The sequence below is a fragment of the Bradyrhizobium sp. NBAIM01 genome, from assembly GCF_020194115.1.
Taxonomy (GTDB): domain Bacteria; phylum Pseudomonadota; class Alphaproteobacteria; order Rhizobiales; family Xanthobacteraceae; genus Bradyrhizobium; species Bradyrhizobium yuanmingense.
The window spans coordinates 45,178-64,292 of record NZ_JADYVU010000012.1 but is presented as its reverse complement, the minus strand read 5'-3'; the positions used below and the strand labels follow the sequence as shown (position 1 = coordinate 64,292).

The 19,115-nt window shown below is 64.3% G+C and carries 16 protein-coding genes; 7 read left to right on the top strand and 9 right to left on the bottom strand.

Features of this window, described 5'->3' with window-relative positions; genetic code table 11:
* Positions 1–184: 184 nt before the first annotated feature.
* The 3 genes from I6F31_RS28805 to I6F31_RS28795 form a co-directional block, all read right to left on the bottom strand.
* The gene (locus I6F31_RS28805; RefSeq protein ID WP_225186481.1) at positions 185–1,627 is read right to left on the bottom strand and encodes a sigma 54-interacting transcriptional regulator; all 1,443 of its coding nucleotides are present in this window, start codon (positions 1,625–1,627) and stop codon (positions 185–187) included.
* 165 nt (positions 1,628–1,792) lie between these two features.
* Entirely contained in the window at positions 1,793–3,529 is a 1,737-nt protein-coding gene (locus tag I6F31_RS28800; RefSeq protein ID WP_036002372.1) for an EAL domain-containing protein, read from the bottom strand.
* A 432-nt stretch (positions 3,530–3,961) separates the two neighbouring features.
* Positions 3,962–4,927: an HWE histidine kinase domain-containing protein gene (locus tag I6F31_RS28795; RefSeq protein WP_057025911.1), complete on the bottom strand. Its 966-nt coding sequence runs from the start codon at positions 4,925–4,927 to the stop codon at positions 3,962–3,964.
* Positions 4,928–5,106: 179 nt separating this feature from the next.
* Here I6F31_RS28795 and I6F31_RS28790 point away from each other — a divergent pair, with 179 nt between their 5' ends.
* Complete coding sequence (locus tag I6F31_RS28790) at positions 5,107–5,946, top strand: glucose 1-dehydrogenase (protein WP_225186480.1); 840 nt, start codon at positions 5,107–5,109, stop codon at positions 5,944–5,946.
* Between the two features lie 128 nt (positions 5,947–6,074).
* On the opposite strand, the gene I6F31_RS28785 is transcribed toward I6F31_RS28790, so the two are convergent.
* Both I6F31_RS28785 and I6F31_RS28780 read right to left on the bottom strand, forming a co-directional pair.
* Positions 6,075–7,451 (bottom strand): cytochrome P450, encoded by a 1,377-nt coding sequence (locus tag I6F31_RS28785; protein ID WP_225186479.1) that lies wholly within the window; start codon positions 7,449–7,451, stop codon positions 6,075–6,077.
* A 262-nt stretch (positions 7,452–7,713) separates the two neighbouring features.
* Positions 7,714–8,949, bottom strand: coding sequence for an LLM class flavin-dependent oxidoreductase (locus tag I6F31_RS28780; protein WP_225130145.1), 1,236 nt, complete (start codon positions 8,947–8,949; stop codon positions 7,714–7,716).
* A gap of 472 nt (positions 8,950–9,421) precedes the next feature.
* On the opposite strand from I6F31_RS28780, the gene I6F31_RS28775 reads away from it, so the two are divergent.
* Positions 9,422–10,621, top strand: coding sequence for a PHB depolymerase family esterase (locus I6F31_RS28775; RefSeq protein ID WP_225186478.1), 1,200 nt, complete (start codon positions 9,422–9,424; stop codon positions 10,619–10,621).
* Positions 10,622–10,833: 212 nt separating this feature from the next.
* On the opposite strand, the gene I6F31_RS28770 is transcribed toward I6F31_RS28775, so the two are convergent.
* Positions 10,834–11,136: a hypothetical protein gene (locus I6F31_RS28770; protein ID WP_225130141.1), complete on the bottom strand. Its 303-nt coding sequence runs from the start codon at positions 11,134–11,136 to the stop codon at positions 10,834–10,836.
* Positions 11,137–11,331: 195 nt separating this feature from the next.
* Between I6F31_RS28770 and I6F31_RS28765 the strand changes: the two genes are divergently transcribed.
* On the top strand, positions 11,332–11,700 hold the full coding sequence (locus I6F31_RS28765; RefSeq protein ID WP_036038584.1) for a helix-turn-helix domain-containing protein: 369 nt from the start codon (positions 11,332–11,334) through the stop codon (positions 11,698–11,700).
* Positions 11,701–11,702: 2 nt separating this feature from the next.
* Here I6F31_RS28765 and I6F31_RS28760 read toward each other — a convergent pair whose 3' ends face one another.
* Positions 11,703–12,395 (bottom strand): MBL fold metallo-hydrolase, encoded by a 693-nt coding sequence (locus I6F31_RS28760; RefSeq protein WP_225130139.1) that lies wholly within the window; start codon positions 12,393–12,395, stop codon positions 11,703–11,705.
* 161 nt (positions 12,396–12,556) lie between these two features.
* On the opposite strand from I6F31_RS28760, the gene I6F31_RS28755 reads away from it, so the two are divergent.
* Together I6F31_RS28755 and I6F31_RS28750 are read left to right on the top strand one after the other, a co-directional pair.
* On the top strand, positions 12,557–14,158 hold the full coding sequence (locus tag I6F31_RS28755; protein WP_225153630.1) for an alpha-amylase family glycosyl hydrolase: 1,602 nt from the start codon (positions 12,557–12,559) through the stop codon (positions 14,156–14,158).
* Positions 14,159–14,358: 200 nt separating this feature from the next.
* The gene (locus tag I6F31_RS28750) at positions 14,359–14,847 is read left to right on the top strand and encodes an MmcB family DNA repair protein (RefSeq protein WP_225186477.1); all 489 of its coding nucleotides are present in this window, start codon (positions 14,359–14,361) and stop codon (positions 14,845–14,847) included.
* Between the two features lie 207 nt (positions 14,848–15,054).
* Here the strand turns inward: I6F31_RS28750 and I6F31_RS28745 are convergent, their stop codons facing one another.
* Positions 15,055–15,609: an ActR/PrrA/RegA family redox response regulator transcription factor gene (locus I6F31_RS28745; RefSeq protein WP_036002403.1), complete on the bottom strand. Its 555-nt coding sequence runs from the start codon at positions 15,607–15,609 to the stop codon at positions 15,055–15,057.
* A gap of 102 nt (positions 15,610–15,711) precedes the next feature.
* Complete coding sequence (locus tag I6F31_RS28740) at positions 15,712–17,034, bottom strand: ActS/PrrB/RegB family redox-sensitive histidine kinase (RefSeq protein ID WP_109142077.1); 1,323 nt, start codon at positions 17,032–17,034, stop codon at positions 15,712–15,714.
* Positions 17,035–17,153: 119 nt separating this feature from the next.
* Here I6F31_RS28740 and I6F31_RS28735 point away from each other — a divergent pair, with 119 nt between their 5' ends.
* On the top strand, positions 17,154–17,957 hold the full coding sequence (locus tag I6F31_RS28735; protein WP_036023980.1) for an ABC transporter ATP-binding protein: 804 nt from the start codon (positions 17,154–17,156) through the stop codon (positions 17,955–17,957).
* 259 nt (positions 17,958–18,216) lie between these two features.
* Positions 18,217–19,035 (top strand): ABC transporter permease, encoded by an 819-nt coding sequence (locus I6F31_RS28730; RefSeq protein WP_225186476.1) that lies wholly within the window; start codon positions 18,217–18,219, stop codon positions 19,033–19,035.
* Positions 19,036–19,115 lie beyond the last annotated feature (80 nt).

The following is a 19,115-nucleotide window of genomic DNA, read 5'->3' as shown; positions in this document are numbered from 1 at the left end:
TGCCCCGGAACAGTTGCTCCTCGCGAAGGAAAGACGGCAAAGCGGAGAGCAAGGTCCGCGCCAGATCCCGCAACCTCGCGCAAAACCGCTGAAATCTGCGGCAATTGCCTGCAATTCGCCTCGGAAGAGCATCCGGGTGCGGTGTCCGGAATCCGAGACTCCGGACAGTCCCGTGTCTCGAAACTCAGACGGGTGCCGATCCCGAGGCGAGGCCGAACTTGGCGAGCTTCTTGTAGAAGGTCGCGCGCGAGATCCGCAGCATCCTGGCGGCCTCGGTGATCTGGCCGTTGCTGGCGGCGAGCGCCTGCTCGAGCGTCTGCTTCTCGAACTCGGCCTCGGCCTCGGCATAGGGTACCACCAATCCGGCCGGGCGCTCGGCCGGTGCGAGCCTGACCTCGGTGCCAACAGGGAGGATGCGGGCGACATCCTCGCCGGTCAGCCGCCCGGAATCGCTGAGGATCAGCGCGCGCTCGAGGATGTTGCGGAGCTCGCGGACATTGCCCGGCCAATCGTAACGGGCGAGCGCAGCGAGCGCGCTCGGCGTGATCTTCGCCTTGACGTAGTCGCCGGACGCGCTGATGTCGTCGAGCAGCCGGGCGCAAATGTCGGGGAGATCGTCGAGGCAGTGGCGCAGCGGCGGCAGGTCGACTGAAAGCACGTTGAGCCGGTAGTAGAGATCGGCGCGAAATGCGCCGTCGCTGACACGCTTGCGCAGGTCCACATTGGTCGCGGCGATGACGCGGACGTCGACCCTCGTGATCTTGTCCGAGCCGAGCGGCTCGATCTCGCGCTCCTGCAGCACGCGCAGCAGCTTGGCCTGCAATTGCAGCGGCATCTCGCCGATCTCGTCGAGGAACAGCGTGCCGCCGTCGGCAATGCGGAACTTGCCCTCGCGTCCCCGTCGGTCAGCGCCGGTATAGGCGCCCGGCGCAGTGCCGAAGAACTCCGATTCGATCAGGGTCTCGGGGATGGCGGCGACGTTGACGCTGACGAACGGCTTATCGGCGCGCGAGGAGGCGTTGTGGATCGCCTGTGCCAGCATCTCCTTGCCCGTCCCGGTTTCGCCGGTGAGCAGGACGGTGACGCTCTGCCGCGCGGCGCGGCTGGCGATCTCCTTGGCGCGCGCGATCGCCGGCGTCGTGCCGACGAAATCGGCGAAGGTGAAGCGCGCCGCGCGGGCGTTGGACAATTGCCGCCGAGCCAGCCGCAGATCGCTCTCGAGCTGGGCGACGCGGGCGAGCAGGGGCTTCAGGCTTTCGAGATGATCATAGAGCACGAAGCCGATCGCGCCGATCACCGTCCCGTTCTCGTCCTCGATCGGCATGCGGGTGACGACGAGCTGTTCGCCGCCGAGCTCCATGATGTCGAGCAGGATCGGCTCGCCGGTCTCGGCCACCTTCCGCATCAGGCTGTTCGGGATCACCTCCTCGATCGACCGGCCGATCGCCTCGCTGGCATGGTCGAGACCGAGCGCGGCAAGATATTTCTCGTTGACGTAGACGACGCGCCCGCCGCGATCGATCGCAATCGCGCCCTCGCAGAGCTTCTCCAGTCGCTCGAACAGCGTCTCCATCGCGCGCGCACGGAGATAGGCGGGATCGCTGATCGAGGAGGCGGCGGCAGGCATGAGATACCTCGGGGAGGTCCGCCCCGTGTATTAGCAAAAGTGCAGCGATTTCAAAGGGGGAAATGGCGCCAAAGGAGGAATGGGCGCTGAACCCAGCTCAGCAATCGCTGTCGTCCCGGGCTCGCTTCGCGCCCCGGGACGACAGCGGTATGTGTCGTGCCGCCCCTACCGCCGGTACCCGCTCGCCCGCGAATAGCCCTGGCGGTTCTGTTGCGCCGGGCGGCTTGCCACGCTGACCCGCGCCTCGCTCGAGGAGGGCGTTGCGAGCTTCAGCTCCTCCAGGAAGATCGGCCGGGAGAAATAATAGCCCTGCGCGTAGCGGATCTTGGTCGCCGCCTGCAGATAGGCCAGTTCCTCGTAGGTTTCGAGGCCTTCGGCGATCACCGTCATGCCGAGCGCCTCGCTCAAGGATTCGATCGCGCGCAGGATACCCTGGCTGCGCGGACGATTATGAATGTCGGTGATGAAGGAGCGGTCGATCTTGATCTCGTCGGCGGTGATGTCGGCCAGCGCCGAGAGCGAGGAATAGCCGGTGCCGAAATCGTCGATGGAGACGCCGACGCCGAGCTTGCGGAACATCGGCAGGATCTCGTCCTGAAAATGATTCTTGGCGACGAAAGCATCTTCCGTCACCTCGATCATGAAGCGCTGCGGAAAGCCGGTCTCCTCCAGCGCCTGCGCAAAGCTGCGCATGAATTCGGGATTGCCGGCCTGCTTGGCGGCAACGTTGATGCTGATGGTCGCTTCCGGGCCGAACGTGTCGTTGATCAGGTCGATCGACTTGACGATCTCGGCGAGCACGAGATGGGTCAGCTCGTCGATCAGGCCGAGCTCGCCGGCAAGATTGATGAACGAGCCGGGCGCCTGGATCACGCCTTCGTCGTCGCGCAGGCGCACCAAGGCCTCGATGCCCTTCACGGCCTGCGTGCGGATGTCGACCTTGGACTGGAAGGCGCAGCAGAAGCGCTTTTCCAGGATGGCGAGCCGCAGCGACTGCTCGACCTTCATCCGCGCCTGCGCCTCGCGCTCCATGCTGGCATCGAAGAAGGCGGCCAGTCCCTTGCCATTGTTCTTGATGCGGTACATCGCGATGTCCGCGTTCTGCCGCAGCGTTTCGAAGCTGCGTCCATGGTCGGGATAGAGGCTGATGCCGACTGAGGTCGAGGCGAACACTTCCGAATGGTCGATGAAGAACGGCGCGGTCAGCCGCTCCAGCGTCGATTGCATGAATTCGGCGACTTCCTCCTGGCTCTGGACCGGTGACAGCAGCAGCAGGAATTCGTCGCCCGAGATGCGCGAGAGTATGTCGGAATCGCGCAAGTCCCGTCCGAGCCGCTTCGCCAGCTCGACCAGCAGCGCGTCGCCCACGGCGTGGCCGTAATAGTCGTTGATGTGCTTGAAATTGTCGACGTCGAGGAAGGCCAACGCAAAGCGTTCGCCGCCGTCGTCGCGCGCGAGCAGGGCATTGGCGCGGTGCTCGATCACGCGGCGCGAGGGCAGCCCGGTCAGCTCGTCGAAATAGGCCGAGCGGAACAGCTGGTCCTCGAAATTCTTCTGCTCGGTGATGTCGGAGGATGCCGAGATCAGCAGCTCGCGTCCGTCGAGACGAACGGGGCGATGGGTCGTGAGCAGCACCTTTCGCGCGGCGCCGACGTGAAGCGCTTCCTCGGTCACGACCGGCTGCCCGTCGCTCAGGGCCTGGCGGCAGGCCTCGCGCCGCGGCGTCAGATCGGGTGAAGGACGGCTGCCGTCCAGGCCGAGCTGCGCGGCGGCGGCATCGTTGACCAGCAGCAACTCGCCATGCGCGTCCTGCACGGTGAGGCCGGCCGGCAGCATTCTAACGATTTCCTTGAGAAAACCGAGCTCGGCTTCAGTCGCGCCGGAATATTGATTGTCGTTCATAGAAGTCATGAATCTTGTTGTTTCAGCGCGCCTTTGCAATGGGCGCGATCTTCCGCGGTTCCCTCTTAAGTTTGGTTAAGGGGTCAGGAGAAATACGGGGGTGTTTTGGAGAAAACTTGCGACGATCCGACGCGCGCTGGCGATCGTCATTAACGGAGCGTCAACGCGCTCGGCGAAACAGCGAAGTATCCGCGTGGGAGCGATTTCGCCTGCGGCCATCCTTCGAGACGCCCGCCGTGGGCGGGCCCTCAGGATGAGGGCCGGAGTGCGCTGCGCGATATCACCCGAGCACCGATGCCGCTTAGCCTCATCCTGAGGAGACCGCGAAGCGGTCGTCTCGAAGGACGAGGCGCTTGCTCAGGTCGCGCAAGTGCCACACGCGATTGCGCCACCGCGCGGGCAGCAAGGAGCACACCTTACATGTTGCGACGTCTACTCGCTTCGTGGAATTCGGCACTGCATGATGCAATGCAGCCCGGTTTTCAGATACGAGATCTCGGTTTTGCCGTCGAAAGCCGACAGCGCCGACTTCAAGAGCTTGGTGCCGAAGCCGGGCTCCGACACCTTGTCCACGCTCGGTCCTTCGGTTTCGTCCCAGGTGATCGTCAGGCGGTCGTCGGTGATGGTCCATGACACCTGCAACAGACCGCGCGGTGAGGAGAATGCGCCGTACTTGCCTGCATTGGTGGCAAGCTCGTGAAACATCAATGACAGCGTGACCGCGAGCTTGGGCGGCAGGAACAGCCGCTCGCCGTTGAGCGTGAAGCGGACATGGCCGTAAGGCCCGAGCTCGGAGATCAGAAGGTCGCGGATGTCGCAGCCGGCTTTGTCGATCCGCGAGATCAAATCATCGGTTGCGGCCAGCGAGCGCAGCCGCGGATCGACCCGGGCCCAGACCTGCGGCTGGTCGTGCAACACCTGGTGCACCACGGCATGCACCGTCGACAGCTTGTTCTTCAGCCGATGCTGGAGCTCCTCGACCAGCAGCTTGCGATAATCTTCTTCCTCGATCAGGCGTCTGGAAATTCGGCGCTGCTCGGCCAACATGGTGCGATAGTGCTCGACACCCCAGATGGTGATCGCGCACACGGTCCAGTAAAGCGCCAGCAGGACAAACCGCGCGCGATCGGCAAACGCATCGCCGAAATTCAGCGCGACGCCGAGCACGCCGCCGACGAGCGCCGTCACGATGCCGATCCGGAATCCGCCCAGGGCCGCAGCAAAGAAGACGGCCGGGAAGTACGGCGTGAAATAGATGTCGGGACGAACCTGAGCGAGGCCCCAGCGGACCAGGGTTGCAGCCAACAGGCAGACCACCGCAAAGCCGATGCTCAGAGCGAGCGAGGGCGGCGCCGCACCCTGCCAGCCCTTGCGGAACTCCTCGATCAGCTTCCTCATGCACTGCCTGGTTGCGATAGGCGTTCGACGGTCGAGCGGCCCGTGAGGATGTTACGCATGCCGCCCATACAAGCATAGCTTGCCTTGTCGGAAGCGGGCAGGAATAGTGACCGCTGCGGCGACGGCGGCGGCCGGCATTCGCCATTTGGCATCAAATCACTCGAAAACAGGAACATTCCATGGGCAGGCTGGACGGCAAGGTTGCGGTGATCACGGGGGCGACGAGCGGCATCGGATTGCGCACTGCGGAAGTCTTCGTTGCCGAAGGTGCCAAAATTGTGATCGCAGGCCGGCGCGTACCGGAAGGCGAGGCACTGGCGAAGCAGTTCGGCGAAAGCTGCGTCTTCCGTCAGACCGACGTCACCGTCGAAGCGCAGATGCAGGCGCTGATCGCGCTCGCGGTCGACAAGTTCGGCAGGATCGATTGCCTGTTCAACAATGCCGGCGGGCCGGCACAGACCGGCGGCATCGAAGGCCTCGAGGTCGAGCGGTTCGATGCGGCGATGGCGACGCTGGTGCGCAGCGTCATGCTCGGCATGAAGCACGCCGCACCCTACATGAAGAAGCAGGGCGGCGGCAGCATCATCAACAATGGCAGCATTGCCGGCCGCCTCGCCGGCTTCTCGTCGTCGATGGTCTATGGCGCGGCCAAGGCGGCGGTGATCCATCTCACCAAATGCGTGGCGATGGAGCTCGGCGAATCCAACGTTCGCGTCAACTCGATCTCGCCCGGCGCGATCGCGACCGGCATCTTCGGCAAGGCGCTGGGGCTCTCGACCGATGCCGCCGAGAAGACGCCGGCGGTGATGCGCGAAGTCTACAAGACCGCGCAGCCGATCCCCCGCGCGGGTCTTCCTGAAGATATCGCCCAGGCCGCAGTGTTCCTGGCCAGCGACGAATCCAGCTTCATCAACGGCCACGACCTCGTCGTCGACGGCGCCATGACCGGCGGCCGCAACTGGAGTCAACAGCAGCAGGGCTATGTGGCCCTGCGCAAGGCGTTCGACCAGGGGGCGTAGCAGCTCCGGCGATGGTGCCGTAGGGTGGGCAAAGGCGCGCCCTTCGCGCGCCGTGCCCACCATCGATGTTTGCACCCGGAGAAACGTGGTGGGCACGCTTCGCTTTGCCCACCCTACGAGATCGGCGCCTAAACCGCCTTCACCTTCACCCGCAGCCCGTCCCGCGGCTTCGGGATCGGCCACATCTGCCAGTCGGGCTTGTAGCCTGGCGCGAGCGACACTTCGATATTCTCCAGGAAATGCCGCGCGAAACATTTCGCCTGCATGTAGGCGAAGTGCAGGCCGAGGCACATATGCGCGCCGCCGCCGAAGGGCACGAAGGCGAAACGGTGACGGCCACGCTGTGCGTCCTCGGTGAAGCGCAGGGGATCGAAACGGTCCGGCTCAGGCCAGATCTCCTTCATGTGGTGGGTATAGAGCGGGTTGATGCCGATCGCCGTGCCGGCGGGAATCGCAAAACCCTTGAAGCTGAAATCGCGCATCGCGCGGCGCGGCATCGACGGCACCGGCGGCTTGAGCCGCAGCGCTTCCTTGAACGCCATCTCGGTCAGCGGCATCTTCTCGAGATCGTCGAAGCTGGTCGGCGCGCCGGAGGCGAGGCCGAGCGCGAGCACCTCCGCGCGCAGCCGGTCCTGCCAGTCCGGATTGGCGGCGAGCTCGCCGATGAAGGAGGTCAGTGACGAGGTCAGCGTGTCGTGCGCGGCCATCATCAGGAAGCTCATATGGTCGATGATGTCCTGGTCCGAGAGCAGCGCGCCGTTCTCATGGGTGGCGCGGCAGAGCTGCGAGAACAGATCGTCGCCACCGTGATTGCCGCGCCGCAGCGGAATCTGCTCGCGGAAATAGGCGATGATGCGCTTGCGTCCCTTCACCCCTCGCGCCATCTGGGTGCCGGGCAGGGGGCGGCGGATCGGGGTGACGGCGGCGGCCACCATGTCGATGAAGGCGCGGTTGATCTCGTCGACCTCGGGCCCGATATCGGCGCCGAGGAACGAGGCCGCGGCGAGATCGAGCGTGAGCTGTTTCATCGCCGGATAAAGCTGCATCTCGCCCGGCTTCGCCTTCCACTGCGCGACGCGCGCGGAAATGCCCCGGTCGAGATCGCCGAGATAGGACTTCATCGGCCCCGACTTGAACGCGACCGAGAGCGCCTTGCGATGCAGGCGATGCTCCTCGAAATCGAGCAGCATCAATCCGCGCGGAAACAACAGCCCCAGCACCTTGTCCCAGCCATGGGTCGAGGAGAACAGCTTCTGCTGGTCGAACAGCACGAACTCGTTGGCCTCGGGCCCGAGCAGCACGACGTTGGTCTCGCCGAAAAAGTGCGTGCGGTAGACCAGACCGTACTTGGCGCCGTTCGCCTCAATATGGCCCTTGGGGTCGGCGAGCACCTGAAAGGTCTTGCCGATGATCGGCCAGCCTTCGTCACCGGGAATGTGCGTCAGCTCGTTGCGCCTGGGCGGAGTGAACGGAAGCGCAGGGGCGGCCACATTCTGCATCGACATGACGATTGCTCCGGTTGGCTGGCCCCGCAAACATAGCACGATCCGGCCGCGATGAGCTGCGGTCGTCTTGCGCACAAAATCGTCACTCCCACCGCCGTCGTCCCCGCGGAGGCGGGGACCCATAACCACAGAGAGGAGTTTTGGTGCGAGGCTGGTAGCTCCGAGTCTTCGTAAATCCGCATCCGGTGGTTATGGGTCCTCAGATGCGCAATTGCGCATCATAGCTCGCGCTGCGCGCGCCCCGGGACGACGAGTGGAGTGCCTACCGCTTCGCCGCTTCCTTCTGCAGATCCGGCGCGTTGACGGCGGGAATGGCGACGCGGCCGGGGCCTGTCACCTTCAGCGCCTCGGCGGCCTTCTCGTTCTCCATGATCTTGGCCATCACGGCCTGACCCGCACGCTCGAAGATCGCGCGGTTCTCGATCACGAATTTTTGCGACCTGCGCAGCCCGTCGATATAGCCATTGATCTCGGGCACAACGTAGCGCGCCACCATGTCCCAGCTCCGGCGCGTGTTTTCCGGATTGGCCCAGTCGTGAACGAAGCCGATGACGGCGCCGACGCCGCCGGAGACCTGCATCACGTTCTTGATGGTTTTGACGAGATCGTCGGGCGTGCCGATGGTGGACGCCGCCCCCTCGACGAAGGCGGTCTTGTCGACGGCCTCGTCGGGCGAGGAGAACGCGGTGAGGCCCGGCCGCTGCAGCGTTCCGACATTATATTCGTTGTGCCAGCGCATCAGCCCGGCGCCGGCCTCGCGGCGGGCTTGTTCGCGCGTCTCGGCGATGTGCCAGGTCAGGAGCACGCGCCAGTCGGCGCGACGCACCGTGGTTCCGTGCTTCTTGGCGGCATCCTCGGCGAACTGCCATTGCTGCTGCAGCGACATCAGGCCCTGGGTCGTCATCGAGCCCAGCGAGATGATGCCGATGCCGTATTTGCCGGCGAGCGTCATGCCGGAGGGCGAGATCTGCGAAGCTACCACGAACGGCATCTCCTCCTGCAGGGGCAGGATCTGCAGCGCGGCGTCGTTCATCGTGAACCAGTCGCTTTTGGCGGTGACGCGCTCGCCGTTGAAAAGGCGGCGGATGATGCCGATCGCCTCGTCCTGGCGGTCGCGCTGCGTCATCGGATCGATGCCGAGCGTGTGCGCATCGGAGGCGAGCGCGCCCGGTCCGGAGCCGAAAATGGCGCGGCCGCCGGTCATGTGGTCGAGCTGCACCATGCGCTGGGCGACGTTGAAGGGATGGTGATAGGGCAGCGACACAACGCCGGTGCCGAGCTTGATCCGCTTGGTGCGCTCGCCGGCGGCGGCCAGGAACATCTCGGGCGAGGCGATCATCTCCCAGCCCGAGGAATGATGCTCGCCGCACCAGAACTCGTCATAGCCGAGCGCATCCAGCTGCTCGACCAGGTCGAGATCGCGCCGGAACTGCAGCATCGGATGCTCCCCGATCGGGTGATGCGGGGCAAGAAAGGCTCCGAACTTCAGGCGCGCCATGGCGGTCTCTCCGGCTGAATTTTCTGTTTGTTGGTCGTGTCAGGCTACGTGCCTGACGGCACGAACGCAATCACGCGATGTCCCGCGCGGTGGAATGCAGGCATGCGCGGTGGCAAGCGAGACGTTGCGTAGTCCTCGCCCGCTTCGCGCTTCATCACGATAACGACACGCAGCGCGACTGGGCGGGTCCCTTCATTCGCGTTCGACACCTCCGCGAAGCCTCACAATCAGCGCGCGCAGAATTCCTCGCCTCGCTCTTGTCATTTGTGACATTCGTCATGATGGGCGCCGCATTTCCGGCGCGGATACGCCGCGCATCGGCACGAGATTGCGACGTTGCGGTTAATACGTGCGGATTCTTGCCGATTTTCAGCCAATTTCCCGAGATTGACAGCGCACGGTCTTTTTATTTTGCGCCGCAGCAACTATCTGGTTGGGCTGGACGTTGAACGTCGCCCACCAGGAACTTGCCGTGTCGTTAGCCAGAAACATCGATCTGTTGAGACGTCTGCCCCGGCTGGACGGACTGCGCTTCGCCGAGCCCGGCCGCGGTGCAGATGGATCGAGCCCGCTGCAGGAGGTCACTGGCTTCGGCGACAATCCCGGCGCCTTGCGCATGTTCGCGTTCGTGCCGGCGCAATTGCAGCGGCCGCGCGCGCTCGTCGTCGTGCTGCATGGCTGCGGGCAAACGGCGGCCGCTTACGATCTCGGCGCGGGCTGGTCGACGCTCGCGCAACATTACGGCTTTGCGCTGTTGATGCCCGAGCAGCAGCGCATCAACAATGCCAACACCTGCTTCAACTGGTTCAATCCGGAGGACACCGCGCGGGACAGCGGCGAGCCGCGTTCGATCCGCGCGATGATCGCGCACATGGTGAAGACGCATCGCATCGATCCGAGGCGCGTCTTCATCACCGGCCTGTCGGCCGGGGGCGGCATGACCTCGGTGATGCTCGCGACCTATCCGGAAGTCTTCGCGGCCGGCGCGATCATTGCCGGGCTGCCTTACGGCATCGCCTCGAACTTGCGCGAGGCGCTCGACGGCATGTTTCATTCCCCGGCGCGCCCTTCGCGCGAGCTCGGCGATCTCGTGCGCAGCGCCTCCGACCATCGCGGCCCCTGGCCGAGGGTCTCGGTGTGGCACGGCAGCGCCGACCGCACCGTCAATCCCGGCAATGCCAACGAGATCGTCAAGCAGTGGCTCGACCTGCATGGCTTGCCCGAACTGCCGATGGCGGAGACCAATGTCGACGGCTATCCGCGCCAGGCCTGGTGGGACAAGGACGGCGAGACGCTGGTCGAGTCCTACGCCATCACCGACATGGCGCACGGCACGCCGCTGGGGCTCGCCGACAACGATCAGCGCTACGGCATCGAAGGCGCCTTCCTGATCGAGGCCGGCATCTCCTCGTCCTACCACATCGCGAAGTTCTTCGGCCTCACCGGCTGGATTGCGGACGCCGCGACGACGAAGGCGGAAGCCAAATCCACGACGAAGCCCGCGACGAAGCCTGGCGCGAAACCGGCGCTCTCGCCCGCGCCGCATCTCGCCCGCTCGATCCGCACCGCGGTCGCCGCGGAGCCGGCCGAGCCGCAGGGCGAGAAGGTGCGCGGCTTCGACCTCGGCCAGATCATCACGCGCGCGCTCACGGCCGCGGGATTGATGAAGTAGCCTCGCTGTCGTCCCGGACAAGCGCGCCTGAAGCGCGTGCCGATCCGGGACCCATAGCCACAGGACAAAGTTGGGCACGAAGAGGTGACTCCGAGTCCCCGTAACCACATCTCCCTGTGGTTATGGATCCCGGATCGGCGCGCGCTTCAGGCGCGCTTGTCCGGGACGACAGCGAAGTTGTAGCGGCGGCTTCAATTCAGCTCCGCGAAAAGCTACCCCGTCTGATCGATCACCTCGACCGGTGTCACGCTGATCTCGCCGCCCGCGACCTTCCGCGTCACCTCCTGGTAGTGCTTGAAGAAGTCGCGCGATTGCAGCGTTTTCTGCGCAGCATCGTCGGCGACGCTGGCGAAGTGGAGATAGCTGCCGTCGTCGCGATGCTTCAGGCAACGATAACCGATCCTCCCCTTCAGCTCCGCATCGGCGTCGATCGCCCTGATGAAGCGGCCGATCTCGCGGTGCCACTCCTCCGTCGTGCCGTTCTTGAACGCGTATCTGATCATGAAGTGCTTCATGTGACGCTCCCTGTTCGTCTTGTGCGTCATCATCTGCGCGCTTGATACGATCCCGCAAGTATGGACAAAATTGATAGTATGGACTTTTTCGCCGTTGCTCCTATCCTCATCGCATAGCGTTTTCGAGCGAAGTGGATACCGGTTCGCGTAAAGAAAACGCGTCAAAACAAGAATCTTCCACATGGAGGAAACGACATGGCGAAGACGTCTCCCGCGCGCACCTGTCCGGTTGCGGCGTTTCAGAAGATGATCAGCGGCAAATACAAGCTGCGCATCGTCTGGGACCTCAAGGACGGCCCGCGCCGCTACGGCGAGATCAGAAGCGGCTTGCTGCGCGGCGCATCAGGCAGCGCCGAGATCACCCCGCGCGTGCTCAGCCGCGAATTGAAGGCGTTGACGATGAGCGGCCTGATCGACCGCAAGGATTTCGGCGAGGTGCCGCCGAAGGTCGAGTACCGCCTGACGCGCAAGGGCAAGAGCTTCGTCCCCGTCGTTGCCGCAATCCGCGAGTGGGGCGAGCGCAATCTCGGTGAGGCGACGGCACTCGCGGACGCCGCTGAATAAGCCTACATCTCGCCGGTGATGAACGGATTGGTCATCCGTTCCTGGCCGATGCTCGAGCCGGCGCCGTGGCCGCAGATGAAGCCGACATCGTCGCCGAGCGGCAGCAATTTCGTCTTGATCGAACTGATCAGCGTGGCGTGACTGCCGCCGGGCAGGTCGGTGCGTCCGACCGAGCCGGCGAACAGGACGTCGCCGACATGGGCAAACCGCAGATCCTTGTTGAAGAACACCACGCTGCCGGGCGAATGACCCGGACAATGCAGGATGTCGAACTGCAAGCCGCCGATCGACACGCTGTCGCCCTCGTCGAGCCAGCGGTCGGGCGTGAAATCGCGTCCTCCCGTCATGCCGAAGCGCGCGCCGCTCGCCACGACGTTGTCGAGCAGGAACTTGTCCGCGACATGCGGTCCCTCGATCGGCACCGTGAGCGCATCGCGCAGCTCGGCCGCGCCGCCGACGTGGTCGATATGACCGTGGGTCAGCCAGATCTTCTCCACGGTGACGCCGGTCTGCTTGATCGCATCCAGGATCTTCGGCACGTCGCCGCCGGGATCGATCACCACGGCCTTCTTGGAAGGCTCGTCCCAGATGATGGTGCAGTTCTGCTCGAACAGCGTCACGGGAACGATGATCGCGCCCGCCTTGGCTTGCCGGGATTCTCGCCGGGATTCTTGGGTGTCGTTTTGCTCGGTCATGGCCTCACAATGCCGATTTTTGCCGGGCCGCCAAGCAAAAGATTCGGGCCCGCGCCAGGGAACAACCGTCACACGGCCGTCCCAATCGGCCTGCCAATTTGAACCGGGGCGTTGCTGTCGCGTTCTCCCGCGCAAGGCGTCAGATTTGGGTGGTCTTCGGCATGGCTCACGACAACGAGAATTGGTGGCGCGACGGCATCTTCTATCAGATCTATCCGCGCTCGTTTCAGGACTCGGACGGTGACGGCGTCGGCGATCTCGCCGGCATCCTCAAGAGGCTGCCTTACGTCAAATCGCTCGGCGTCGATGCGATCTGGCTGTCGCCGATCTTTCCCTCGCCGATGGCCGATTTCGGCTACGACATCTCGGACTATGTCGGCATCGAGCCGCTGTTCGGCACGATGGCCGATTTCGACGCGTTGCTCGCGGCCGCCCACGACAATGGCCTGAAGCTGATCCTCGATCTCGTGCCGAACCACACCTCCGACCTGCATCCCTGGTTCACCGAGAGCCGGTCCTCGCGCGACAATCCCAAGCGCGACTGGTACATCTGGCGCGATCCGGCGCCAGGCGGCGGCGTTCCGAACAATTGGTTGTCCGAGTTCGGCGGCAGCGCGTGGGCTTTCGACGAGATCACGGGGCAATATTACTACCACGCCTTCCTCGCCCAGCAGCCGGATCTCAACTGGCGCAATCCGGACGTCCGCAAAGCGATCTACGACGTGATGCGGTTCTGGCTCGACAAGGGCGTCGACGGCTTTCGCGTCGACGTGATCTGGCACCTGATCAAGGACGCCGAATTCCGCGACAATCCGGCCAATCCGCACTACGTCGAGGGCCGTCCGCCGAACGAAAAAATCCTCACGCAATATTCCACCGACCAGCCGGAGGTGCATGACGTTATCGCCGAGATGCGGCGCGTCACCGATTCCTATGGCGCGCGCGTCTTGATCGGCGAAATCTATCTGCCGCTGCACCGGCTCGTGGCCTATTACGGCAACGATCTCACCGGCGCGCAGATGCCGTTCAACTTCGCGCTGCTCTCGACGTTCTGGAGCGCCCGCTCGATCGAAAAGATCATCGAGGATTACGAAAAGGCATTGCCGCGCGGCGCCTGGCCGAACTGGGTGCTCGGCAATCACGATCGTCCGCGCGTCGCGAGCCGCGTCGGGCCCGAGCAGGCCCGCGTCGCGGCCATGCTGCTGCTGACGCTGCGCGGCACGCCGACGCTTTACTACGGTGACGAGATCGGCATGCACCAGCTCGCGATCGCGCCGGAGGACGTGCGCGATCCCTTCGAGAAGAACGTCCCCGGCATCGGTGTCGGCCGCGACGGCTGCCGCACGCCGATGCAATGGGATTCCTCGAACTTCGCAGGTTTTTCGCAAGCAAGGCCGTGGCTGCCGCTGCCGGAGGATCACATCCGCGAGAATGTCGCCAATCTCGAAGCCGATCCGCGTTCGATCCTCAATCTCTACAAGCGCCTGATCGGCTTGCGGAAGAGCTGCCCCCCGCTGGTCACGGGCGATTATCATCCGATCGCCGCGCAAGGCGATCTGCTGATCTATCGCCGCGCGGCCGGCGGCAAGGCCGTGATCGTCGCGCTCAATCTCGGCCCCGATCCGGTCGCGGTGACCAGCAGCGCGATCCGTTTCGGCAGCAGCATCCTGCTGTCGACGTTCCTGGATCGCGAAGGTGAGGAGATCGAAGGCGTGCTGGACCTGCGCGGCAACGAGGGCGTGGTGGTGGCGGCGCCCGCCTAACTGTCGTCCCGGGGCGCGACGAAGTCGCGAGCTATGATGCGCAATTGCGCATCTGAGGACCCATAACCACAGGAAGAAGTTTTGCGACGACTCGGAGTTGCCCGCTTTGCCCCACACGTCTCCCTGTGGTTATGGATTCCGGGCTCGCGCTGCGCGCGTCCCGGAATGACGGGCGGGATGGAATCGGCTATTCTCCCGCCATGGACAACACCGCCCGCATCACACTCGTGCCGCCGCCGGATCGTCGCCAGTCGGAGACGGCGCTGGCGATCGCGCGCGGCACCGCGCGTCTGTTGCGCTCGCTCGGCTTCTCCTGCATCAACGAATTGCCGCTGCCGTCGGGCCGGCGCGCCGATCTCGTCGCGCTGAACGAGCGCGGCGAGATCTGGATCGTCGAGATCAAGTCGTCGGTGGAGGATCTGCGTGCCGATCAGAAATGGCACGAATACCGCGCCCATTGCGACCGGCTGTTCTTCGCCTTCACGCAGGATCTGCCCTGCGAGATCTTCCCCGGTGACACCGGCTTGATCGTCGCCGACGCCTACGGCGCGCACCTGCATTGCGAGGCACCGGAGCACAAGCTCGCCGCCGCCACCCGCAAGCAGATGACGGTGCGGTTCGCGATGGCGGCGGCCTTGCGGATCAATCGCCTGGTCGATCCGCAGGGCCACGCGGATTTCTGGGAGTAGGCTGACTTCGTAGCCCGGATGGAGCGCAGCGCAATCCGGGACAATTGCAGCCCGTCGCGCCAATCCCGGATTACGCTGCGCTCCATCCGGGCTACGCAGTGTCGTAGGGTGGGCAAAGCGAAGCGTGCCCACCAATTAAAATTAATCAGGATCGAAATAGAGAACGTGGGCACGGCGCTTCGCGCCTTTGCCTACCCTACGAGACCGCTACCTCGGCGCGCGCTTCGCCAGGATCCGCTGCAAGGTACGCCGATGCATGTTGAGCCGGCGCGCCGTTTCCGAGACGTTGCGGTTGCACATCTCGTAGATGCGTTGGATGTGCTCCCAGCGGACGCGGTCGGCCGACATCGGGTTGGCCGGCAGCTCGGATTTGTCCGTGTTGGTCGACAGCAGTGCGGCGACGACGTCGTCGGCATCCGCGGGCTTGGAGAGATAATCGATCGCGCCCATCTTCACTGCGGTCACCGCAGTGGCGATGTTGCCGTAGCCGGTCAGCACGATCGCGCGCGCATCCGGCCGCTTCTTCTTGAGCGCCGAGACCACGTCGAGGCCGTTGCCGTCGCCGAGCCGCAGATCCACCACCGCGAACGCCGGCGCCGATTTGCCGATCTGCGCAAGCCCGTCCGAGACCGTGTCGCATGATGTCACCGAAAAGCCGCGGCTCTCCATGGCCCGTGACAAACGCTCCAGAAACGGCTTGTCGTCTTCAACGATGAGCAGCGAGCGGTCGGTCTGTTCGTTCAGGTCGGCAATGGCGTTCAAGGTTGTTTCCTCTCTCCAGCGCATCGACATATGGCGTCGCAATCGCGCGGTGCCAAGGCGGCAAATGGTCGACCCGCCCCGTTGTGCGACGCAAGGTCGCGGCTATCCTATTGTTTCTTCGAGCGTCTCGATAGCCTCAAAACGCTGTCTCGGCCATGTGATCTGAACCACCGCACCATGGTCCGGAAAGATTCGGTTGGTAAACGAGACCTTCGCGCCGGTGCGCTCCAGCAAGGTGCGCGCGATGAAGACGCCGAGGCCGAGGCCGCGCCGTTCGCCGCCACCATCATCCTGGGGGCGTCGCCGCGACAGATAGGGCTCGCCGATCCGGTTGAGGATATCGGGTGGAATGCCCGGTCCGTCGTCGGAGATCACGAGCTCGATATGGTCCTGGTTCCACCAGGCGTTCACCTCGACGGTGGTGCGGGCGAAATCGACCGCATTCTCGACGATGTTGCCGATGCCGTAGAGGATGGCGGGATTGCGCGAGCCGACCGGCTCCGCCGCCGCGGCCACCGCGATCCGCACCTTGATCTCGACGCCGAAATCGCGATGCGGCGCCACCACCTCCTCGATCAGCTCCGACAGCTTCATGTGGTCGAACGGCGCGCCGGTGGGGGAAAGCTGGGTGATCTTGCTGAGGATGTCGCGGCAGCGCTGGGTCTGCTCGCGCAAGGTCTTCAGGTCGGCGGCGATGCTTGGCTCCTTCACCGTCTTTTCCAGCTCGCGCGAGATCAGGAAGATCGTCGCGAGCGGCGTGCCGAGCTCGTGTGCGGCCGCGGCGGCAAGACCGTCGAGCTGGGTCAGGTGCTGCTCGCGCGTCAGCACCAGTTCGGTTGCGGCCAGCGCGTCCGCAAGCTTGCGCGCCTCCTCGGTCACCTGGAACGAGTAGAGGCTGGTGACGCCGATCGCGAGCGCAATCGAAAGCCAGACCCCGACGAGATAGACCGGCGGCAGCACCAGGGGATCCTCGGAATCCCACGGCAGCGGAAAATGGAAGAAGAACAGGACCGACGCGCAGGCCACCGCGAGCAGGCCGAGGCCGAAGGTGAAACGGGCCGGCAGCGCCGTGGCCGAAATCAGCACGGGTGCGAGGAACAGGAACGAGAACGGGTTCTGCAGTCCGCCGGTGAAGAACAACAGACCGGCCAGCTCGACGATGTTCAGCGCGAGCAGGCCGGCCGCCTGCATCGGCTCCAGCCGCTGCATCGGATTGGCTGCGGTCTGGAGTGCGAGGTTGAGCGCCGCCGAGAGCGCGATGATGCTGACGCAGGGAATGATCTCGACGTTGAACTCCAGCCCCTGGGCCACGATGAAGATCGCGGCGAGCTGCCCCAGCACCGCCAGCCAGCGCAGCCGCAGGATCGTGTCCAACCGGATATGCCGCTGCGCGTGATGGAAGTCGGAATCGGCAATTTTGGTCATATCGGCCAATGTGGCGGCGCCTTCCAAGGTCACGGACGCCGGGCTGACGGAACCGCCCGGTGAGGAGCCCTTACATCGAGCCTTGCGCTCGCCGATGCAATAGCAGAAGAACGGCCAGCATGACCGAGAATGGCAAGGCTTCAAGTCGGCCGACTGTCGCGGATCGAGATTCGTCCGCGGCAATTGCCGTCGATCACCTCGTCAAGGTCTACAAGCAGACCCGCGCCGTCGACGACATCTCCTTCTCGCTGCCGCGCGGCAGCATCACCGGGCTGCTCGGCGGCAACGGCGCCGGCAAGACCACGACCATCGCGATGATCATGGGCTTGGTGCTGCCGACCTCCGGCCGCGTGCAGGTGCTCGGTCACGAGATGCCGGACGAGAGTGCGTCCGTGCTGGGGCGGATGAATTTCGAAAGCCCCTATGTCGACATGCCGATGCGGCTCACGGTGCGGCAGAACCTCACCGTGTTCGGCAAGCTCTATGCGGTGAAGAACCTCACTGAGCGCATTGCCAGGCTCGCCGCCGATCTCGACCTCGGCGATTTCATCGACCGCGCCAACGGCAAGCTCTCCGCCGGGCAGAAGACCCGCGTTGCGCTGGCAAAGGCGCTGATCAACCAGCCGGAGCTGCTCTTGCTGGACGAGCCGACCGCCTCGCTCGACCCCGATACCGCCGATTGGGTGCGGGCGCATCTGGAGCGGTATCGCCGGGACAACAACGCCACCATTCTCCTCGCCTCGCACAACATGCTCGAGGTCGAGCGGCTCTGCGACCGCGTCATCATCATGAAGCGCGGCCGCATCGAGGACGACGACACGCCCGAGGCGATCATGGCCCGCTACAACCGCACCACGCTGGAGGAGGTGTTTCTCGACGTCGCCCGTGGCAGGGCAAACGGCGCGAAGGAGGCGGTAAGGTGAACATGCGGAGCCGTAGCCCGGATGGAGCGCAGCGCAATCCGGGACCAATCTATCCGCATGCAGCGGTCCCGGATGTATTCTGTCATCCCGGGGCGCGACATCGTCGCGAGCCCGGGATCCATAACCACAGAATTGAATTTGGCGAAGACTCGGAGTTACCAGGCTCGCGCCACAACCGCCGCCTGTGGTTATGGATTCCGGGCTCGCGCTCCGCGCGCCCCGGAATGACAAAGCTCCATCCGGGCTACGGGAGCGCGCCATGACCGACGTCTCCCTCCACCGCGGCATCTCGCTCCACCGCATCGGCGCGATGATCCTGCGCTATTGGTATCTGCTGCTGTCGTCCTGGCCGCGGCTGCTCGAGCTGCTCTATTGGCCGGCGCTGCAGGTCATCACCTGGGGCTTTCTCCAGTATTACATCGCCGAGAACGCCAATTTCTTCGCGCGCGCCGGCGGCACGCTGATCGGCGCCGTCATCCTCTGGGACATCCTGTTCCGCGGCCAGCTCGGCTTCTCCATCTCGTTCCTGGAGGAGATGTGGGCGCGCAACCTCGGCAATCTCATGATGAGCCCCTTGAGGCCGATCGAGTTTCTGTTGGCGCTCATGGTCATGAGCCTGATCCGGCTTGCGATCGGCATCATTCCGATGACCCTGCTCGCGCTGTTCCTGTTTCACTTCAACATCTATGCCCTCGGCCTGCCCCTGATCGCGTTCTTCTGCAATCTGATCTTCACGAGCTGGTCGGTCGGCATCTTCGTCTCGGGCCTCGTGGTGCGTAACGGCCTCGGCGCCGAGAGCATCGTCTGGACCTTGATGTTCGCAATCCTGCCGCTTGCCTGCGTCTACTACCCCGTCAGCGTGTTGCCGGTCTGGCTGCAATACGTCGCCTGGGCGTTGCCGCCGACCTATGCCTTCGAGGGCATGCGCGCGCTGCTGATCGAGCAGACCTTTAGGAGCGATCTGATGATGGAGGCGTTGCTCATCAACGCCGTCCTTTTGGTTGCATCTTTTGGGGCATTCCTTGCCCTTTTGCGCAGCGCAAAGCGGCACGGCTCGCTGCTGTCGGGCGGTGAATAAAGTCACTTTCCCGTGGATTCACGCTGATTTGGCGGTTTTCGGCACGTAGATGTACGGAACCATGCATTGACGCAATATTA